The sequence below is a fragment of the Arsenicicoccus bolidensis DSM 15745 genome (genome assembly GCF_000426385.1).
Classification (GTDB): domain Bacteria; phylum Actinomycetota; class Actinomycetes; order Actinomycetales; family Dermatophilaceae; genus Arsenicicoccus; species Arsenicicoccus bolidensis.
Genome location: NZ_AUFG01000006.1, coordinates 70,750 through 86,140 on the forward strand (window position 1 = coordinate 70,750; position 15,391 = coordinate 86,140).

Sequence of the window (15,391 nt, forward strand, 5' to 3'; positions counted from 1 at the left end):
CCTTCAGCGTCGGAAGAGGGCGGAGTAGGCGCGGGTCAGGAGTCGGCTCGGGAGCAGCCGGAACCCCAGTCGCAGCACGAGGTTACGGCAGCGCTGCCACCCCGACGTGATGCCATAGGACCGGAGGTTGCGCTGCATCTGCCACTCCCCCGCCAAGATCCGCAGCCCGGTCCGCCGCCTCATCGTCTCCCCGCTCATGCGGAACAGCACGAGCGGCTCGTCCAGGTTGGCGAAGCGACGCCCGTCGGCGACCAGCCGGGCCATGAGGTCGTAGTCCTCCATGAACGGGACGGCGCGGTAGCCGCCGACGGCACGGACGGCCTCGGCGCGGACGAGGAGAGTCGGGTTGTTGACCGGGTTGTTGAGCCTCAGGTATGACGCGATCGCGTCGTGGCCCGATGGGAGGCGCCGCACCCCCAGGACCTGGCGCTCGCCGCCGGCCTCCGCGCCGCCAGGTTCCGCGAACTCGGTCATCGCCGATCCCACCACGTCCAGCGGACGGCCCGTGGCCTCCGCCTCGTCCACCGCGGCGAGCTGACGCTCGAGGCGGTGGGGCAGGGAGATGTCGTCGGCGTCGGCGCGGGCGACCCAGTCCCCGGTGACCGCGGCCATCCCCGCCTCCGATGCCGGCCCCGAGCCGAGGTTGCGGGGGAGGCGGACCAGACGCGTGCGACAGGCCGGACGATGCGCCGCTAGCACTGCCTCAAGCTCCGGCGTCAACGGCCCGTCGGCCACCACGACCAGCTCGTCCGGCACCCGGGTCTGGGCGGCGACGCTGTCCAGGGCCTCCTGCAGGTGAGGTGGCCGCACCCCGGCATACACGGTCAGGAGGACGGTCACGGCCTGGTCGGTCATGCGCCCACCCTAGACGGGCGTTCCTCGACGCCCGCGCTTCCCGCCCGCATGGCGCCGTCCTCCTCGGCGCAAAGGCACGTATCGTGTCGCGCGTGAACGAGAACGTCTGGCTGGTCGTCCCCCTCTACAACGAGGCGACGGTGATCGGCGACGTCGTCACCCATGCCCGACGCACCTTCCCCAACGTCGTGTGCGTCGACGACGGGTCCAAGGACCAGAGCGCAGCGCGGGCACTCGCCGCGGGTGCACGGCTCGTGCAGCACCCGGTCAACATGGGCCAGGGCGCCGCGCTGCAGACCGGTTTCGAGTTCGCGCTAACCGACCCCAGCATGCAGTACGTCGTGACCTTCGACGCCGACGGCCAGCACCAGGTGGACGACGTCCTGCAGATGCTCGACCGCATCCGCCGCGACGACCTGGACGTGATCTTCGGCTCACGCTTCCTCGACGAGCGGACGCAGCCGAGCGCGCTGAAGAAGCTCGTGCTTCGCCTCGCCGTGGCATACACCAATCTCTCGACGGGGACGCGGCTCACTGACGCCCACAACGGGCTGCGGGTCCTGTCGCGACCCGTCGTCGAGCGGCTCGACATCACGATGAACCGGATGGCTCACGCCTCCGAGATCGTCGCTCAGATCGGAGCCCTGCAGCTCGAGGGCCGCAAGGTGCGCTACGCCGAGGAACCGGTCCACATCCTCTACACCGACTACTCGGTCTCCAAGGGCCAGTCCCTGTGGAACTCGGTCAACATCCTCGTGGAGCTGATGTTCAAGTGAAGGCCCTCATCCAGCTCGCGCTGATCGCCGCCGTCGTCGTCGTGCTCCTGCGCATGACCACGGCGAGGGGCGCCCGCACGCAGGCCATCCGGCGGCTCGGCATGTTCGCGTTCGCAGCTTTTGCCGTGTATTCCATCATCTTTCCCTCGGTCTGGGTCGGCCTGGCCCGGTCTGTCGGGGTCGGTCGAGGCACGGACCTGGTGCTCTACATCCTCGTCATCGCGTTCCTCGGCTACATGATGAGCACGCACCTGCGCTTCCGCGAGATGGACGTGCGGTTCACGCGGCTCTCGAGGCGCATCGCGCTCGACGAGGCCGCCGCACGACACCCGGAGGTGGCGTCCAGGTCGCAGGGACAACCTGCGGCTACGGTGATGCGTCCAGAAGACATGACCGACGTCCCCGACCCGGAGGCCGACCCGAGCGATGACCCCCGCTGACGAGCGAGACCCGCACGACGACACCGAGTCCTACGTCGTCGACACGCGCAGGCGGCGCGGACGGATGTCCAGCCCGCGCAACCCGCTCGGCGGCGCGAGCCGCATCACCGGTCGTCGGCGTCCCGACGAGGACCAGCGTCCTGGGCCGGACCCTCGGCGCGAGGACGGGTGGGGCGACGAGCCCGTGGACCAGGCGCGTGGGGGCGGCGCGGCCTACCCGGCGGGCGCGGCATACGACGATCGCTGGGACGACGGGGGCCGGTCCAGCACCCGTCAGATGCCGGTCCAGCCGTCCCGACCGGCCCAGCCGCCAGCCTCTCCCCCGCAACGACCCCGCGGCGCAGGACCCGGTCGGCCGCCGCGCCGGGTCCACCGCCGCCGGCGGGCCGTGGCCCTGGTGCTGGTGGCCCTGCTCGCCTGGATCGTCTTCCTCGTCGTGACCCCCTTGCACGCGTGGAGCTCGGTGTCCAACGTCGACGCCTCGCCCGCGGGGGATCGTCCGGCGCGGGTGAGCGGCTACAACTACCTGCTCGTGGGTTCCGACTCGCGAGCCGGGCTCAGCGCCGAGGAGCAGCAGCAGCTCGCGACCGGAGACGACGCCGGGCAGCGGACCGACTCGATCATCCTGGTCCACGTCTCCGAGTCCGGGCAGAAGTCCGCGCTGGTCTCGCTTCCGCGCGACTCCTACGTGCCGATCCCGGGCCACAACCGCAACAAGATCAACGCGGCCTACTCCATCGGCGGGCCGAAGCTCCTCGTCGAGACGGTGGAGCAGGCGACGGGCGTGCACGTGGACGGCTACGTCGAGATCGGCTTCGGCGGGTTCGCCCGGGTCGTCGACTCCCTCGGCGGCGTGTCCGTGAACGTGCCGTTCGACATGAACGACGAGAAGGCCGGCATCAACCTCAAGAAGGGCGAGCAGACCCTGACCGGTCCGCAGGCCCTCGGCTTCGTGCGGTCCCGCTACTCCGACCCCGAGGGCGACCTCGGCCGGGCCAAGCGCCAGCGCCAGTTCCTCGGCGCGATCATGCGCAAGGCCGCCAGTCCCGCGACCGTGCTCCTGCCGTGGCGCTACTGGGGCTTCACGCACAGCGCGGCCGAGGGGGTCAAGGTCGGTGACGGGACCACGCCGGCGGACCTGACGCGCGTCCTGCAGGCGATGCGATCGTCCTCGGGTGGCGACGGGCAGTCCCTGGTCGTGCCGATCTCCAACCCGGCCTACCCCACGGCGGCGGGGGTCGCCGTCAAGTGGGACACCGCCAAGGCGCAGGAATTCTTCGGCAAGATCAAGGACGACCAGCCGCTCCCCTGAGGATCTACCTGAGGTAGTCACACTCGCCTGGCGTGCGAACCCGGGCAGATGTGCCTACCTGAGGTAGTCACACTCGCCTGGCGCGCCAACCCGGGCGGATGTGCCTACCTGAGGGAGGTCAGCGCTCGCCGCGGCGCGCCATGATCGCCCCGTAGGCCACGCGTCGCAGCTGCTCGGGCACGAGACGGTAGACGCCGCGCACCAGGACGTTGCGCACGCACTGCGCCGGCGTCGTGAACCCCATCCGGAGGAAGCGCCGCTGCAGCGCCAGCTCGGTGCGCAGCATCGACCACCCGCCCCGGCGGGCGTAGGCACCCTCCCCCACCCGGTAGCACAGCAAGGGGTCGGCGACGTTGGCCACCCGCGCCCCGCCCTGGATCATCCGGGCGAACAGCAGGTAGTCCTCCATCTGCTTGAAGTCCTGGTAGCCGCCGGCGGCCTCGACGGCGGAGCGGCGGTAGACGACGGTCGGGTGGTTGAACGGCTGCGCCATCCGGGAGGACTCGACGATCCGCTCGGGCGTGAGCGGCGGCACCCGCCGCCCCACCACGTCGTCCCGGCCCGAGCCGATCTCGAGCATCCCCGACCCGACCACGTCGGCGCCGCCCTCGACGACGGGCAGCTGCACCGCGAACCGGTCGGGCAGCGAGATGTCGTCGGCGTCCATCCGGGCGACCACGTCGTGGGCGCACCGGGCCAGGCCGGCGGTGAGGGCGACGCCGAGACCGCGGTTGACCGGGAGCCGGACCAGCTCCACCGGCACCACCGGCTCCGCGACCAGCCGCTGGATCGCCTCGTCGAGCGCGGTCGGCACCGGCCCGTCCTGCACCAGCACGACCTGGGCGGGACGTCGCACCTGCTCGACCGTCACGGAGTCGAATGCCTCGCGCAGGTGGGCCGGGTCGTCTCCGCGGTAGACGCACATCAGCACGCTGAACGGCAGCTCCGTCATACGGCTCGCCCCTGCTCCCCCACGGCCGCCGACAGGACGTCCTCGGTGCGCCGCGGGCCGTGCAGCACCCCGTCGCGCACACCCCTGGCCAGTCCCCGCACCAGCGTCCCGCGGTCACCGGACCGCGCGACGGTCCGGACCCAGCGCCGCAGGGAGGACCCGCCGTAGACGACCTTCTCCACCGGCGTCAGGGACCGCGACCGCGTCCACATCCACACCTTGTTGCGGACCTCGTAGTAGAAGCGGGGGCCCGGGTCGGCGTCGGTCGAGCCGAAGGTCTTGGTCTTGTGCACCACCACCGACCCCGGGCAGGCGAGGCCGCGGCCACCACGGATCAGGCGCGTGGAGTACTCGAAGTCGTCGTTCCACAGGAAGTAGTCCGCGACCGGCAGCCCGCGCTCGCGCACCGCGGCGGCGTCGCACAGGATCGACACGAAGGACGCGGATCGCACCGGGACGCAGCCGATCGACGCCGCGGCCTCGCGCTGCCGCGCCGACGCGAAGGGCGACGGGCGCGGGGTGTTCATCGGGTGGTCACGACCGTCGGTCCACACGACCCGGCTGGCGACGACCGCCGGTGTGCCGAGCGGGAACTCGCCGCGGGCGCGCACCAGGGCGGCCAGCGCCTCGGGCTCCGGGACAGTGTCGTCGTCCATCAGCCAGACGGCGTCGCACCCCAGCTCGAGCGCCCGCCGTATGCCGATCGCGAACCCCCCGGCTCCACCGGTGTTGGTGCGCGCGGTCACCGTCACGACGTCCTCGCCCTGGGCGCGGAGCGTCTCGGCGGTGCCGTCGGTGGAGGCGTTGTCGACGACCACGACCCGCGAGACCGGCAGGGTCTGGGATCGCAGCGCCGACAGCACCTCGAGGAGCAGGTCGTGCCGGTTCCAGGTCACGACCACGGCGACCACGGCGACGACGGAGGCGTCAGGCGTCATACGGTCGGTCAGCCCTTGAGCAGCTGACGTGCCATGACCAGGCGCTGGACCTGGTTGGTGCCCTCGTAGATCTGGGTGATCTTGGCGTCGCGCATCATCCGCTCGACCGGGAAGTCCTTGGTGTAGCCGGCGCCGCCGAGCGCCTGGACGGCGTCGGTGGTGACCTTCATCGCCACGTCGGAGGCGAAGCACTTGGCGGCCGCGCCGAAGAACGGCAGGTCGGCGTCGCCCCGCTCGGACTTGGCGGCCGCGACGTAGACCATCTGGCGTGCGGCCTCGAGCTCCATCGCCATGTCGGCGAGCATGAACTGCATGCCCTGGAACTCGGCGATGGCCTTGCCGAACTGCTTGCGCTCCTTGACATAGGCCACGGCCTGGTCGAGGGCGCCCTGGGCGATGCCGACGGCCTGGGCGCCGATCGTGATGCGGGTGTGGTCGAGGGTGCGCAGCGCGATCTTGAGGCCGTCGCCGACCTCGCCGACGCGCCGGTCGTCGCCGATCCGGACGTTGTCGAGGTGCAGCTCGCGGGTGGGGCTGCCCTTGATGCCGAGCTTGCGCTCGGGCTCGGAGAAGCCGAAGCCCTCGTCGCCCTTCTCGACCACGAAGGCCGTGACGTTGGCGCCGCGGCGGCCGTCGGGGTCGCTGACCGTGAGGACGGTGTAGAACTCGGAGACGCCGGCGTTGGTGATCCACGCCTTGGTGCCGTTGAGGACCCACTCGTCGCCCTCGCGGCGGGCCCGGGTGCGCATGCCGGCGGTGTCGGACCCGGCCTCACGCTCGGACAGGCCGTAGGAGAACATCGCCTCGCCGCGCGCCATCGGCGGCAGGTAGCGGCGCTTGACGTCCTCGGACCCCGCCAGGATCAGGGGCATCGAGCCGAGCTTGTTGACGGCCGGGATCAGCGAGGAGGAGGCGCACCCGCGGGCGACCTCCTCGATGACGATGCAGGTGCCGAGGGCGTCGAGGCCGACCCCGTCGTACTCCTCCGCCACGTGCGGCGCCTGGAGGTCGACCTGGCACAGGGCGTCGTAGGCGACCTGGGGGAAGATGCTCTTGTCGTCCACCTCGGCGGCGGCGGGCGCGATCTTGTCGGCGACCACCTCGCGCAGCATCGCGCGGAGCTCCTCGTGCTCCTCGGAGGTCTTGAACAGGTCGAAGTCGGTGTTGGAAGCCACGGGCCGAGCCTACCTGCGCCCGGCTCTCCCGGCGGCGGCCGGGAGCGTGTCCCTCACCACCTGCCACGTATGCCGGGGGCCTCGGCTCGGTATGGTCCTAGGACCAGACCCGCGACGCGAGGAGGCAGGCATGACCACGCAGCAGCCAGAGGAGCCCTCGGTGATGGACCAGGCCCAGGACGGTGACGCCGGCCAGGTGTCGCGCTCCGGGCTCTATCCCACCAAGGACGACCAGGACGACAACCAGCAGGCCTCGTCGGGCGGGGACGACCCCGAGCTCGCCGGCGCCGACCTCGACGAGGACCAGTCCGAGGGCCGCGGCCCCACGATCGAGCCCGGGGCATGACCGCCGGCACCGCCAGCAGCACGACCGGGAGCGCCGGGAGCACGGACGACGCAGCCGCGCCCCAGGAGCGCCCGGCGCTCGCTCGTCTCGTCGGTGACCTCGAGACCTTCGCCGCCGAGGTGTGGAGCCGCCGGCCGCTGCTGCGCACCGGCGCCGAGGCCCTGGCCGAGGACGGGCGTGACTTCAGCGACCTGTTCGGTCCCGACGCGGTGGACGAGATGGTGTCCCGCCGGGGCCTGCGGGCGCCCTTCCTGCGGCTGGCCAAGGACGGGTCCCCGCTGCCCGACAGCCTGTTCACCACCGCCGGCGGCGTGGGGGCGAGCGTCCGCGACCAGGTCGGCGACGACCAGCTGCACCGCGAGTTCGCCGGTGGGGCCACGATCGTCGCCCAAGGCCTGCACCGCACCTGGCCGGCGCTGGTCGACCTGGGCCAGCAGCTGGCGGTCGACCTCGGCCACCCGGTGCAGATCAACGCCTACATCACGCCGCCGCAGAGCCAGGGCTTCGCCGACCACTACGACGTGCACGACGTCTTCGTCGTGCAGACGAGCGGCCGCAAGCGCTGGGTGCTCCACGCGCCGGTGCTGGAGGCGCCCCTGCGGCACCACCCCTGGGCGGAGCGCCGCAGCCAGGTCGAGGAGGCGGCCCGCACCGAGCCCGTCCTCGACGTGACGCTCGAGCCCGGCGACGTGCTCTACCTCCCGCGGGGGACGATCCACGCGGCCTCGACCTTCGGCGAGATCTCGTCGCACGTCACCATCGGGGTCCACACCTGGACGCCGTATGCCGCCGCCGAGGTCATCGGGGAGCTCGCCCTCGACCGCGCGGCCTCCGACCCCGACGTCCGCCGGTCGTTGGACCTGGGGGTCGACATCTCGACGGACACGAGCGGGTTCGCGGTCGCGCGGGCAGCGCTGGTGCGCGCGGTCGAGGAGCTGGACGACGCCACGATCTCCCGAGCCCTCACCCGCCGTGACGAGGCCGGACGGCGGCTGTCGCCGATCTCGCCGATCGCCCAGGTCCAGGCGGTGCTCGACCTCGGCGACACCACCCGGTTGCGGCTGCGGCCGCACCTGCGGGTCACGGTCTCGCCGGTCCCGGCCGACGACGAGCAGCTCATGCTGGACAGCCGCCTCGGGCTGCAGCGGATCCCCGCGACTGGTCGGCCGGCTCTCGACATACTCCTCGACGGTGGTGAGACCACCGCCGCCGAGCTGGGGCAGGAGGCCGCGCGGACCCTGCTGCGCGCCGGGGTCCTCGTCCCCGCCTGACCCCACCACCCCCACCAGAGATCGTGAGGGTTCGGTCCAACATCTTTGGACCGAACCCTCACGATCTGTGTCGGGGCGAGCGAACGGCGGGTCAGAGGGGCAGCTGGGCCTCCAGCCACCGCGAGATCGTGCGCACGTAGGTGTCGCTCAGGTGGTTGTCGCGGTAGACGAGGACGTTGCCGACCACGGCGGGGCAGCTCGTGGCGCTGCACAGCACCGTCGCCGGGTCGATGACCGTGACCCCCGTGACGCCTCGTGCGGCCTCGGCCAGGGGTCGGTCGTGGGGCTGGAACGCCACCGAGCGCGGCGTGTCGCACCGCTCGACGTGATCGGGGTTCGCCTTGACGCACGCCGGCACCCGCTGGGCCGTGCGAGGGAGCTCTCCCACCGCCGCCACGCGCACGCCCGACCTGACCAGCCGGTCCAGCACGCTGCGGTAGCCCGCCACCTGCCGGTCGTAGGACGGCCACGTCCATCGCAGGTCCTCGGCGTAGGACCGGGGCGACATGGCGCTGGTGACCACGACCTGGGGACGCAGGGTCAGGATCGCGTCCAGGGCACCGCGGTTGTGGGCCCGGCAGTTCTCGAACGCCACCCCCTTGTCAGCCGGTGGTTCCGCGCTGAAGGGGCAGCCGTTGTGGTCGATGATCTTCAGCCGCCAGTCCGGGCGGCGCCGGACCAGGTCGATCAGCACGGTGGAGTACTGCCCCGCGTGGGAGTCACCGACGAGCACGACGAGGTTGGGCGCCTTCGGGTCGCCGTAGGTGCAGTGACTGTCCGAGGCGGGGTGCTTGGCGAGGTCGTACCCGTCGCACCCCTGACGGAAGCCGTCCGACACGTCCTGGAGCGCCACCTCCGGCGGCGGCACCGGGGCCACCCCAGGGTCCGGCCTGCTGGTCTCGATCCGACCACCGGTGGCGGCGTAGCCACGGTGCTGCGCGTCGACATAGCCCCCCTTGATGGTCTCCTCGAGCTTCACGTGGCCATAGGCCCAGCCCGCGCCCCCGACCAGGGCCGACGTGCTCACCATGGCGACCCCGGCCAGCAGGACCTTGGCACGAGGGAGCCGCCGCCGCCGGAAGGGGTCCTCGACCAGCACCTTGGACAGGCCGGCCAGCACCAGCGCCGACAGGACGACCACGGGCGCGCCCCAGGTGCTGATGCGTCCGGTCGGGCTGGCCGCCATGGCGAACACGATCAGCGGCCAGTGCACGAGGTAGAGGCTGTAGGAGATGTCGCCGACGTAGTGCCAGGGCTGGCGTCCGAGCCACCAGGACACCTGTCCGCGGTCGGGCGCGACGTCCGGGCGGCCGGCGAGGATCAGCATGGCCGCTGCCGACGTCGGCACGAGGGCCACCCAGCCGGGGAAGGCCAACGTGGTGGTGTAGGTCAGCGCGCACACCAGGACGATCGCGAGTCCCGCCCACCCCAGGACGAGCCGGACCCGACGGGTGAGGAGCCACCGGGGCTCGAGGATCGAGATCAGCCCGCCGACGCCCAGCTGCCACATGCGGGTCGGGGTGATGTAGTAGGCGGCCCCCGGGTCGACCGGGGTGTAGGCGATGGAGAAGACCAGGGACGAGAACGTGACCAGCCAGACGAGCACCGTCACGGCACGCCACGAGACCCCGCGCCCGCTGCGACGAGCCCACCACATCAGCGCCAGGAACATGAGGGGCGTCAGGATGTAGAACTGCTCCTCCACCGCCAGCGACCAGAAGTGCTGGACCGGCGAGGCGTCGGCCGTCGCCTCGGCGTAGTCACCCGTCTCCGCCGCCAGCACCCAGTTCTGGACCTGCAGGGCGCTGCCGACGACGTGACGCAACGTGCGGGGCCACGCACCCGGAACGTTGGTGACCATCGTCCACACCGCCACGGCCAGCAGCGTCACCGTGGCCGCGGGCAGCAGGCGGCGGGCACGCTTGGCGTAGAAGTCCGGGAGGTTCAGCCGGCCCGCGACGGTCGAGCGCGCGAGGCTGCCCATGATGAGGTAGCCGCTGATGACGAAGAACACGTCGACCCCGAGGAAGCCCCCCGGGACACGGTTGGGCCGCAGGTGGTAGACGAGGACCAGCAGGACCGCCAGCGCGCGCAGGCCCTGGATGTCGGGACGTAGACCGGCCGTCGGGCTGGGCTTGCGGGTGGCGTCAGGCACGCCAACGCAGCCTGCCGCACCCCCTCGGGCGCGTCCACCCGCCGCGCCGCGGCCCGAGACCCGCGCCTCAGTAGAGGCGGCGGTCGTCCGGGCCGTGCACGCGATACCAGCGGTAGCCGTAGCCGTCGAGCACGACCTCGATCCGGCCCTTGTCGTCCAGGCGGCACTCCTCACCGGTGAAGACGTCGACCAGCACCGTGCCCGGCTCCTCGTCGAGCGAGAACGCCACCGTGACCCCGTCCGCCGAGAAGTTGTGCAGGGTGATGACGCTGTTCTCGTCGTGCCGGCAGCGCAGCGCGAGGACGGCCGTGTGCGGCTGCTCGACCACCTCGTGGTGACCCCACCCCAGCTCCGGGTGCTGCCGGTAGCGGAAGATCAGGTCGCGGACGAAGGCGTACTGCGAGTCGGGGTCGCTGCGCTGGTCGGCCACGTTGACGTGCTCGGGCGAGTAGCCGTCGGACGGCAGCGGCGCCACGAGCTTGCGGACGCCAGCCGTGCTGAAGCCGGCGCTCGGCTCGGGGGTCCACTGCATGGGGGTGCGCACCGCCATACGGCCCTCCTCGGAGAGCACCTCACCCATCCCGATCTCCTCGCCGTAGAACAGGGAGGGGGTCCCCGGGAGGGAGAACAGCAGCGAGTAGGCCATCCGGATCCGGCGGGGATCGCCGCCCATCATCGAGGGCAGGCGACGCTTGAGCCCGCGGCCGTAGACCTGCATCTCCGGCTCCGGGCCGAAGGCGTCGAAGACCTCCTGGCGCTCCTTGTCGGTCAGCTTGTCCAGGGTGAGCTCGTCGTGGTTGCGCAGGAAGTTGGCCCACTGGGTGCCGTGGGACAGCTGCGGGCGCTGCCCGAGCGCCTTGACCAGCGGCGCCGGGTCCTGCCGCGCCAGCGACAGGTAGGCCGCCTGCATCCCGATGAAGTCGAACTGCATCGTGAGGCCGTCACCGTGCTCCTGCCCGAAGAAGGTGTACTGGTCCTTGTAGGGGATGTTGACCTCGCCGAGGATGATCCCGTCACCGGTGCGGCGCCCGACCATGGCGCGGATGTCGCGCAGGAAGTCGTGCGGGTCGCCGAAGGCCTTGATCTCCTCCGGGGTGTTGCCCTCGGTGGAGAAGATGAAGGGCACCGCGTCGATCCGGAAGCCGTCGACGCCCAGCTGAGCCCAGAACCCGATGACCTTGAAGATCTCGTCGCGCACCTTGGGGTTGGCGATGTTGAGGTCCGGCTGGTGCTTGTAGAAGTTGTGGAGGTACCACTCCCCCGTCTTGTCGTCCTGCTCCCAGATGGAGTCCTCCTGGTCCGGGAACACGACCTTGTCGGAGGTGTCCGGCGGGGTGTCCGAGCGCCAGACGTACCAGTCGCGGTAGGGGTTGTCGGTGCTCTTGCGGCTCTGCTTGAACCACGGGTGCTGGTCGGACGTGTGGTTGATGACCAGGTCGATGATGACCCGCATGCCCCGGTCGTGGGCGGTGCGGGTGACCTCCACGAAGTCACCCAGGCTGCCGAGGCGCGGGTCGACGTTGTAGAAGTCGGTGATGTCGTAGCCGTCGTCGAGGTCGGGGCTGGGGAAGAAGGGCATGAGCCACAGGCAGGTCACCCCGAGCTCGGCCAGGTAGTCGATGCGTCCGGCGAGGCCGGCGAAGTCGCCGATCCCGTCGCCGTTGCCGTCGTTGTAGGTCTCGACGTCGAGGCTGTAGATGACGGCGTTCTTCCACCACAGGTCGCCGGTCTCGGTGATGCGCATGGGTTCTCCTCGGGTGCTCGGTCGGGGGCCGGGGATGCGTATGCCGCGCGCCCGCCGCGTGCCGGGGCGGGGCGATGGGCGCGGCTCAGCCGCGCAGCTGGGGCACCACGTGCTCGGCGAAGGTCTCGATGAACTGCGCCTGGGACTGGCCGACGTGGTGCAGGTAGACCTCGTCGAAGCCCAGGTCCACCATCTCCTTGACCTGGGCGGCGATGGCCTGGTGGTCCGAGCTGACGATGACCGACTGGGCGATCTGCTCGTCGGAGACGTTCTGGCTGATGACGTCGAGCTGGGTCGTGGTCAGGTCCCAGCACACCGGCGGCGGGAACACGTTGGTGCTCCACTGGTCCCGGGCGATCTCCCAGGCCTCGTCCTCGGTCGGGGCCCACGAGACGTGCACCTGCAGGGTGAGGGTGCCGGCTCCGCCGGCCTCGCGGTATGCCGCGACCAGGCCCTTGAGCTTGTCCAGGGGCTGGTTGATGGTGGCCACCCCGTCCGCCCAGGCCGCTCCCTGGCGGGCGGTCTCGACGGAGACCGCAGGCTGGATGAGCTCTGGCGGCTTCTCCGGCAGCGTCCAGAGCCTGGCCTCGTTGACCGTGACGTGGCCCTGGTGCGTGACGGTCTCGCCGCGGTGCAGGCGACGGATGATGTCGGCGCACTCCAGCAGACGCTCCTGCCGCTCGGCCTTGGGCGGCCAGGCCTCGCCGGTGATGAACTCGTTGGAGTACTCCCCCGTGCCGAGCGCCACCCAGAAGCGACCGGGGAACATCTGGGCCAGGGTGGCCGAGGCCTGCGCGATGATCGCGGGGTGGTAGCGGTAGCCCGGCGCGTTGACGCAGCCGAGGCGCAGGTCGGTGCTCGCGAGGGCGGCGCCGAGCCAGGACCAGGCGAAGCCCGACTGGCCCTGCCTGGAGCCCCACGGCGCCCAGTGGTCCGAGCACATGGCGGCGTCCCAGCCGGCCTGCTGCGCCAGCTGCACGTCGGCGAGCAGCTGGCGTGGAGAGATCTGTTCGTGCGAGCAGTGGAATCCAACGACAGTCATTGCTGACCCCTACCCGGTGCGTCGGCGCCGGAACCTCGCCCGATCAGCGGTTGTCCGACCCGGAGAGTCGTGTGCGCCCCGGGTGGTCACCGGGGCGCACACGATCACGAGGTGCGCGTCAGTAGAAGAAGGTCAGGACGGCCTCGACGACCCGCTCCTGGTCGGCCTCGGTCAGGTCGGTGGAGCAGGGCAGGGACACGCCGCGGGCGAACAGGTCGTCGCCGACGTCCCCACCGAGCACCGTGGAGCCGGCGAACGGCGGTTGCGCGTGCAACGGCCGCCACAGGGCCCGGCCCTGGACCTGGCGCGAGTTCAGGTGCGCGATGAACGCGTCCCGACCGCCCTTGTCCTCGGGCACGAGGACGGAGTAGAGCCAGTCGTTGGACTCGGTCCCCTCGATCCGCGGGGGGAGCGTGAGCGGCAGCTCGGCGAAGGCCTCGTCGTAGCGCCGCGCGATGCGGTGCTTGGCCTCGAGGAAGCCCGGCAGCCGCTCCAGCTGCGCGAGCCCGAGGCCGGCGGCGATGTTGGTGAGGCGGTAGTTGTAGCCGACCTCGTCGTGCAGGTAGCCGATGTCGGGCACCTTGGCCTGGGTGGTGAGGTGCTTGGCCCGTCGGGCCAGGGCCTCGTCGTCGGTCACCAGCATGCCCCCGCCGCCGGTGGTGGCGACCTTGTTGCCGTTGAACGAGTAGCACCCGATGCGGCCGACGGTGCCCGTATGACGTCCCGCCAGCTCCCCGGTCGTCCAGGTCGCGCCGAGCGACTCGGCGGCGTCCTCGAGCACGGCCACGCCGAACCGCTCGCAGATCTCGACGAGCCGGTCCATGTCGGCCGGCTGGCCGAGCACGTGAACCACCTCGAGGACCTTGGGCAGGGGCTCGCCCGCGTCGACGCGTCGCTGGAGCTCGGTCTCGACCAGGTCGGGGTCGAGGTCCCAGGACGCGTCGCTGTCCACGAGGACGGCGCGGGCGCCGAGGTAGGCGATCGGGTTGATGGACCCGACGAAGGTGAAGTCGCTGACCATCACCTCGTCGTCGCGCTCGACGCCGAGCAGGATCAGCGCGACGTGCAGGGCGGCCGTGCCCGAGGAGGTCGCGACGGCGTAGCCGGCGCCGACATACTCAGCGAACCGCTCCTCGAACTCGGACACGAAGGGCCCGACGGAGGACACGAACCCGGACTCGACGGCCTCCAGCACGTAGCGCCGCTCGAGCTCGCCGATGTTGGGGACGGACAGCGGCACGAAGCCCTGCTCGTGGGCACCGGGGGCGTTCGCCTCGCCGCCCACGCTGTGGCGGGCGCTCGTCGCGGCGCCGGCGTCCGGGGTGCCTGAGGCGGTCTCGGCGTCGCTCATCGGTGGTACCTCGCGGCCTTGTCGGCGTCGACGCGCGGGCGCAGCCACTCGGCCACCTGGGCCAGGCCGTCCTCGAGCGAGACCGTGGGCTCCCAGCCCAGCAGCTCCTTGGCCTTGCGGGGCTCGGAGAGCAGGATCTCGACCTCGGACCCGGCGGGACGGATGCGCTCCTCGTCGGTGACGATGCGGGCGGACGAGCCGGTGACCTGCTTGCAGATCTCGACGATCTCGCCGATGGAGTCCGTGCGGCCGGTGCCGAGCTGGATGACCTCGCCCGGCGGGACGTCCGTCAGCGCGGCGCGCACGAAGCCGTCCGCGGTGTCGGTGGCGAAGGTGAAGTCGCGCTTGGGCGAGACCGCCCCGAGGCGGATCTCCTCGGCACCCACGAGCATCTGCGACAGGACCGTCGGGATGACGGCGCGGGTCGACTGGCGCGGCCCGTAGGTGTTGAACGGCCGCAGGATCGCCACCGGCGTCTCGAAGGACAGCGCGTAGGACTCGCACATCTTGTCCGCGCTGATCTTGGTGGCGGAGTAGGGCGACTGGCCGCGCAGCTCGTGGGTCTCGGTGATCGGCACCTCCTTGGGGGTGCCGTAGACCTCGGAGGTGGAGGTGTTGACCAGGCGCGGCGTCCCGTGCCGACGGACCGCCTCGAGGACGTTGAGCGTGCCGATCACGTTGGTCTCGACGTAGGACCGGGGCGCGACGTAGGAGAAGGGGATCGCGATGAGGGCCGCCAGGTGCAGGACGACGTCCATGCCCTCGACCGAGGCCATCACGTGCTCGGGGTCACGGATGTCGCCGAGCACGACCTCGGCCTGCCCGTCCTTGAGCGCCTGCTGGAAGCTCGGCGACTCGTCGAGCCAGCCCAGGGACCCGTTGGAGTTGTAGAGGCAGAAGGCCGAGACCTGCGCCCCGTCGGCGACGAGCCGCTCGACGAGGTGCGAGCCGATGAACCCGTCCGAGCCGGTCACGAGGACCCGCTTGCCCTTGAGAGTGGCTACGGAGGACGAGTCCTGCTGCGGTGCGGTCAT

14 protein-coding genes are annotated in these 15,391 nt (G+C 71.3%); 5 read left to right on the forward strand and 9 right to left on the reverse strand.

The features are described from left to right. Positions 1–3: 3 nt before the first annotated feature. Complete coding sequence (locus K313_RS0105130; RefSeq protein ID WP_029210751.1) at positions 4–855, reverse strand: glycosyltransferase; 852 nt, start codon at positions 853–855, stop codon at positions 4–6. Positions 856–947: 92 nt separating this feature from the next. Here K313_RS0105130 and K313_RS0105135 point away from each other — a divergent pair, with 92 nt between their 5' ends. From K313_RS0105135 to K313_RS20125, 3 genes are read left to right on the forward strand one after another with little or no spacing between them, the layout of a single operon-like run. After that, the gene (locus K313_RS0105135; protein WP_034251820.1) at positions 948–1,631 is read left to right on the forward strand and encodes a glycosyltransferase family 2 protein; all 684 of its coding nucleotides are present in this window, start codon (positions 948–950) and stop codon (positions 1,629–1,631) included. Next, positions 1,628–2,071: a DUF2304 domain-containing protein gene (locus tag K313_RS20120; RefSeq protein ID WP_029210700.1), complete on the forward strand. Its 444-nt coding sequence runs from the start codon at positions 1,628–1,630 to the stop codon at positions 2,069–2,071. Before K313_RS0105135 ends, K313_RS20120 begins: the two co-directional genes overlap by 4 nt. After that, positions 2,058–3,383: an LCP family protein gene (locus tag K313_RS20125; protein WP_029210701.1), complete on the forward strand. Its 1,326-nt coding sequence runs from the start codon at positions 2,058–2,060 to the stop codon at positions 3,381–3,383. Before K313_RS20120 ends, K313_RS20125 begins: the two co-directional genes overlap by 14 nt. A gap of 118 nt (positions 3,384–3,501) precedes the next feature. Here the strand turns inward: K313_RS20125 and K313_RS0105150 are convergent, their stop codons facing one another. The 3 genes from K313_RS0105150 to K313_RS0105160 are packed head-to-tail and all read right to left on the reverse strand — an operon-like array spanning position 3,502 to position 6,448. Then, positions 3,502–4,335 (reverse strand): glycosyltransferase, encoded by an 834-nt coding sequence (locus tag K313_RS0105150; protein WP_029210702.1) that lies wholly within the window; start codon positions 4,333–4,335, stop codon positions 3,502–3,504. Beyond that, positions 4,332–5,273, reverse strand: coding sequence for a glycosyltransferase (locus tag K313_RS0105155; RefSeq protein WP_029210703.1), 942 nt, complete (start codon positions 5,271–5,273; stop codon positions 4,332–4,334). Before K313_RS0105155 ends, K313_RS0105150 begins: the two co-directional genes overlap by 4 nt. An 8-nt stretch (positions 5,274–5,281) precedes the next feature. Further along, positions 5,282–6,448, reverse strand: a complete 1,167-nt coding sequence (locus tag K313_RS0105160) for an acyl-CoA dehydrogenase family protein (RefSeq protein WP_029210704.1) — start codon at positions 6,446–6,448, stop codon at positions 5,282–5,284. Between the two features lie 130 nt (positions 6,449–6,578). Here K313_RS0105160 and K313_RS0105165 point away from each other — a divergent pair, with 130 nt between their 5' ends. Beyond that, positions 6,579–6,794 carry a hypothetical protein gene (locus tag K313_RS0105165; RefSeq protein WP_029210705.1) on the forward strand — a complete coding sequence of 72 codons (216 nt, stop codon included), beginning with the start codon at positions 6,579–6,581 and terminating at the stop codon, positions 6,792–6,794. Further along, positions 6,791–8,065, forward strand: a complete 1,275-nt coding sequence (locus K313_RS0105170; protein ID WP_029210706.1) for a cupin domain-containing protein — start codon at positions 6,791–6,793, stop codon at positions 8,063–8,065. Before K313_RS0105165 ends, K313_RS0105170 begins: the two co-directional genes overlap by 4 nt. 91 nt (positions 8,066–8,156) lie before the next feature. Here K313_RS0105170 and K313_RS0105175 read toward each other — a convergent pair whose 3' ends face one another. The 5 genes from K313_RS0105175 to K313_RS0105195 form a co-directional block, all read right to left on the reverse strand. Next, positions 8,157–10,220, reverse strand: a complete 2,064-nt coding sequence (locus K313_RS0105175; RefSeq protein ID WP_029210707.1) for an acyltransferase family protein — start codon at positions 10,218–10,220, stop codon at positions 8,157–8,159. Between the two features lie 67 nt (positions 10,221–10,287). Then, entirely contained in the window at positions 10,288–11,964 is a 1,677-nt protein-coding gene (locus K313_RS0105180) for an alpha-amylase family protein (protein WP_029210708.1), read from the reverse strand. 85 nt (positions 11,965–12,049) lie between these two features. Then, positions 12,050–13,006: a TIGR03885 family FMN-dependent LLM class oxidoreductase gene (locus K313_RS0105185; protein WP_029210709.1), complete on the reverse strand. Its 957-nt coding sequence runs from the start codon at positions 13,004–13,006 to the stop codon at positions 12,050–12,052. A gap of 118 nt (positions 13,007–13,124) precedes the next feature. Continuing rightward, positions 13,125–14,357, reverse strand: coding sequence for an aminotransferase class I/II-fold pyridoxal phosphate-dependent enzyme (locus tag K313_RS0105190; protein WP_029210710.1), 1,233 nt, complete (start codon positions 14,355–14,357; stop codon positions 13,125–13,127). After that, entirely contained in the window at positions 14,354–15,391 is a 1,038-nt protein-coding gene (locus K313_RS0105195) for a GDP-mannose 4,6-dehydratase (protein WP_051274002.1), read from the reverse strand. Before K313_RS0105195 ends, K313_RS0105190 begins: the two co-directional genes overlap by 4 nt.

Coding starts and splice junctions, on each gene's coding strand:
- K313_RS0105130 (WP_029210751.1), bottom strand. CDS start 855: ATGACCGACCAGGCCGTGACCGTCCTCCTGACCGTGTATGCCGGGGTG.
- K313_RS20125 (WP_029210701.1), top strand. CDS start 2,058: ATGACCCCCGCTGACGAGCGAGACCCGCACGACGACACCGAGTCCTAC.
- K313_RS0105150 (WP_029210702.1), bottom strand. CDS start 4,335: ATGACGGAGCTGCCGTTCAGCGTGCTGATGTGCGTCTACCGCGGAGAC.
- K313_RS0105155 (WP_029210703.1), bottom strand. CDS start 5,273: ATGACGCCTGACGCCTCCGTCGTCGCCGTGGTCGCCGTGGTCGTGACC.
- K313_RS0105165 (WP_029210705.1), top strand. CDS start 6,579: ATGACCACGCAGCAGCCAGAGGAGCCCTCGGTGATGGACCAGGCCCAG.
- K313_RS0105170 (WP_029210706.1), top strand. CDS start 6,791: ATGACCGCCGGCACCGCCAGCAGCACGACCGGGAGCGCCGGGAGCACG.
- K313_RS0105180 (WP_029210708.1), bottom strand. CDS start 11,964: ATGCGCATCACCGAGACCGGCGACCTGTGGTGGAAGAACGCCGTCATC.
- K313_RS0105185 (WP_029210709.1), bottom strand. CDS start 13,006: ATGACTGTCGTTGGATTCCACTGCTCGCACGAACAGATCTCTCCACGC.
- K313_RS0105190 (WP_029210710.1), bottom strand. CDS start 14,357: ATGAGCGACGCCGAGACCGCCTCAGGCACCCCGGACGCCGGCGCCGCG.
- K313_RS0105195 (WP_051274002.1), bottom strand. CDS start 15,391: ATGACCGCACCGCAGCAGGACTCGTCCTCCGTAGCCACTCTCAAGGGC.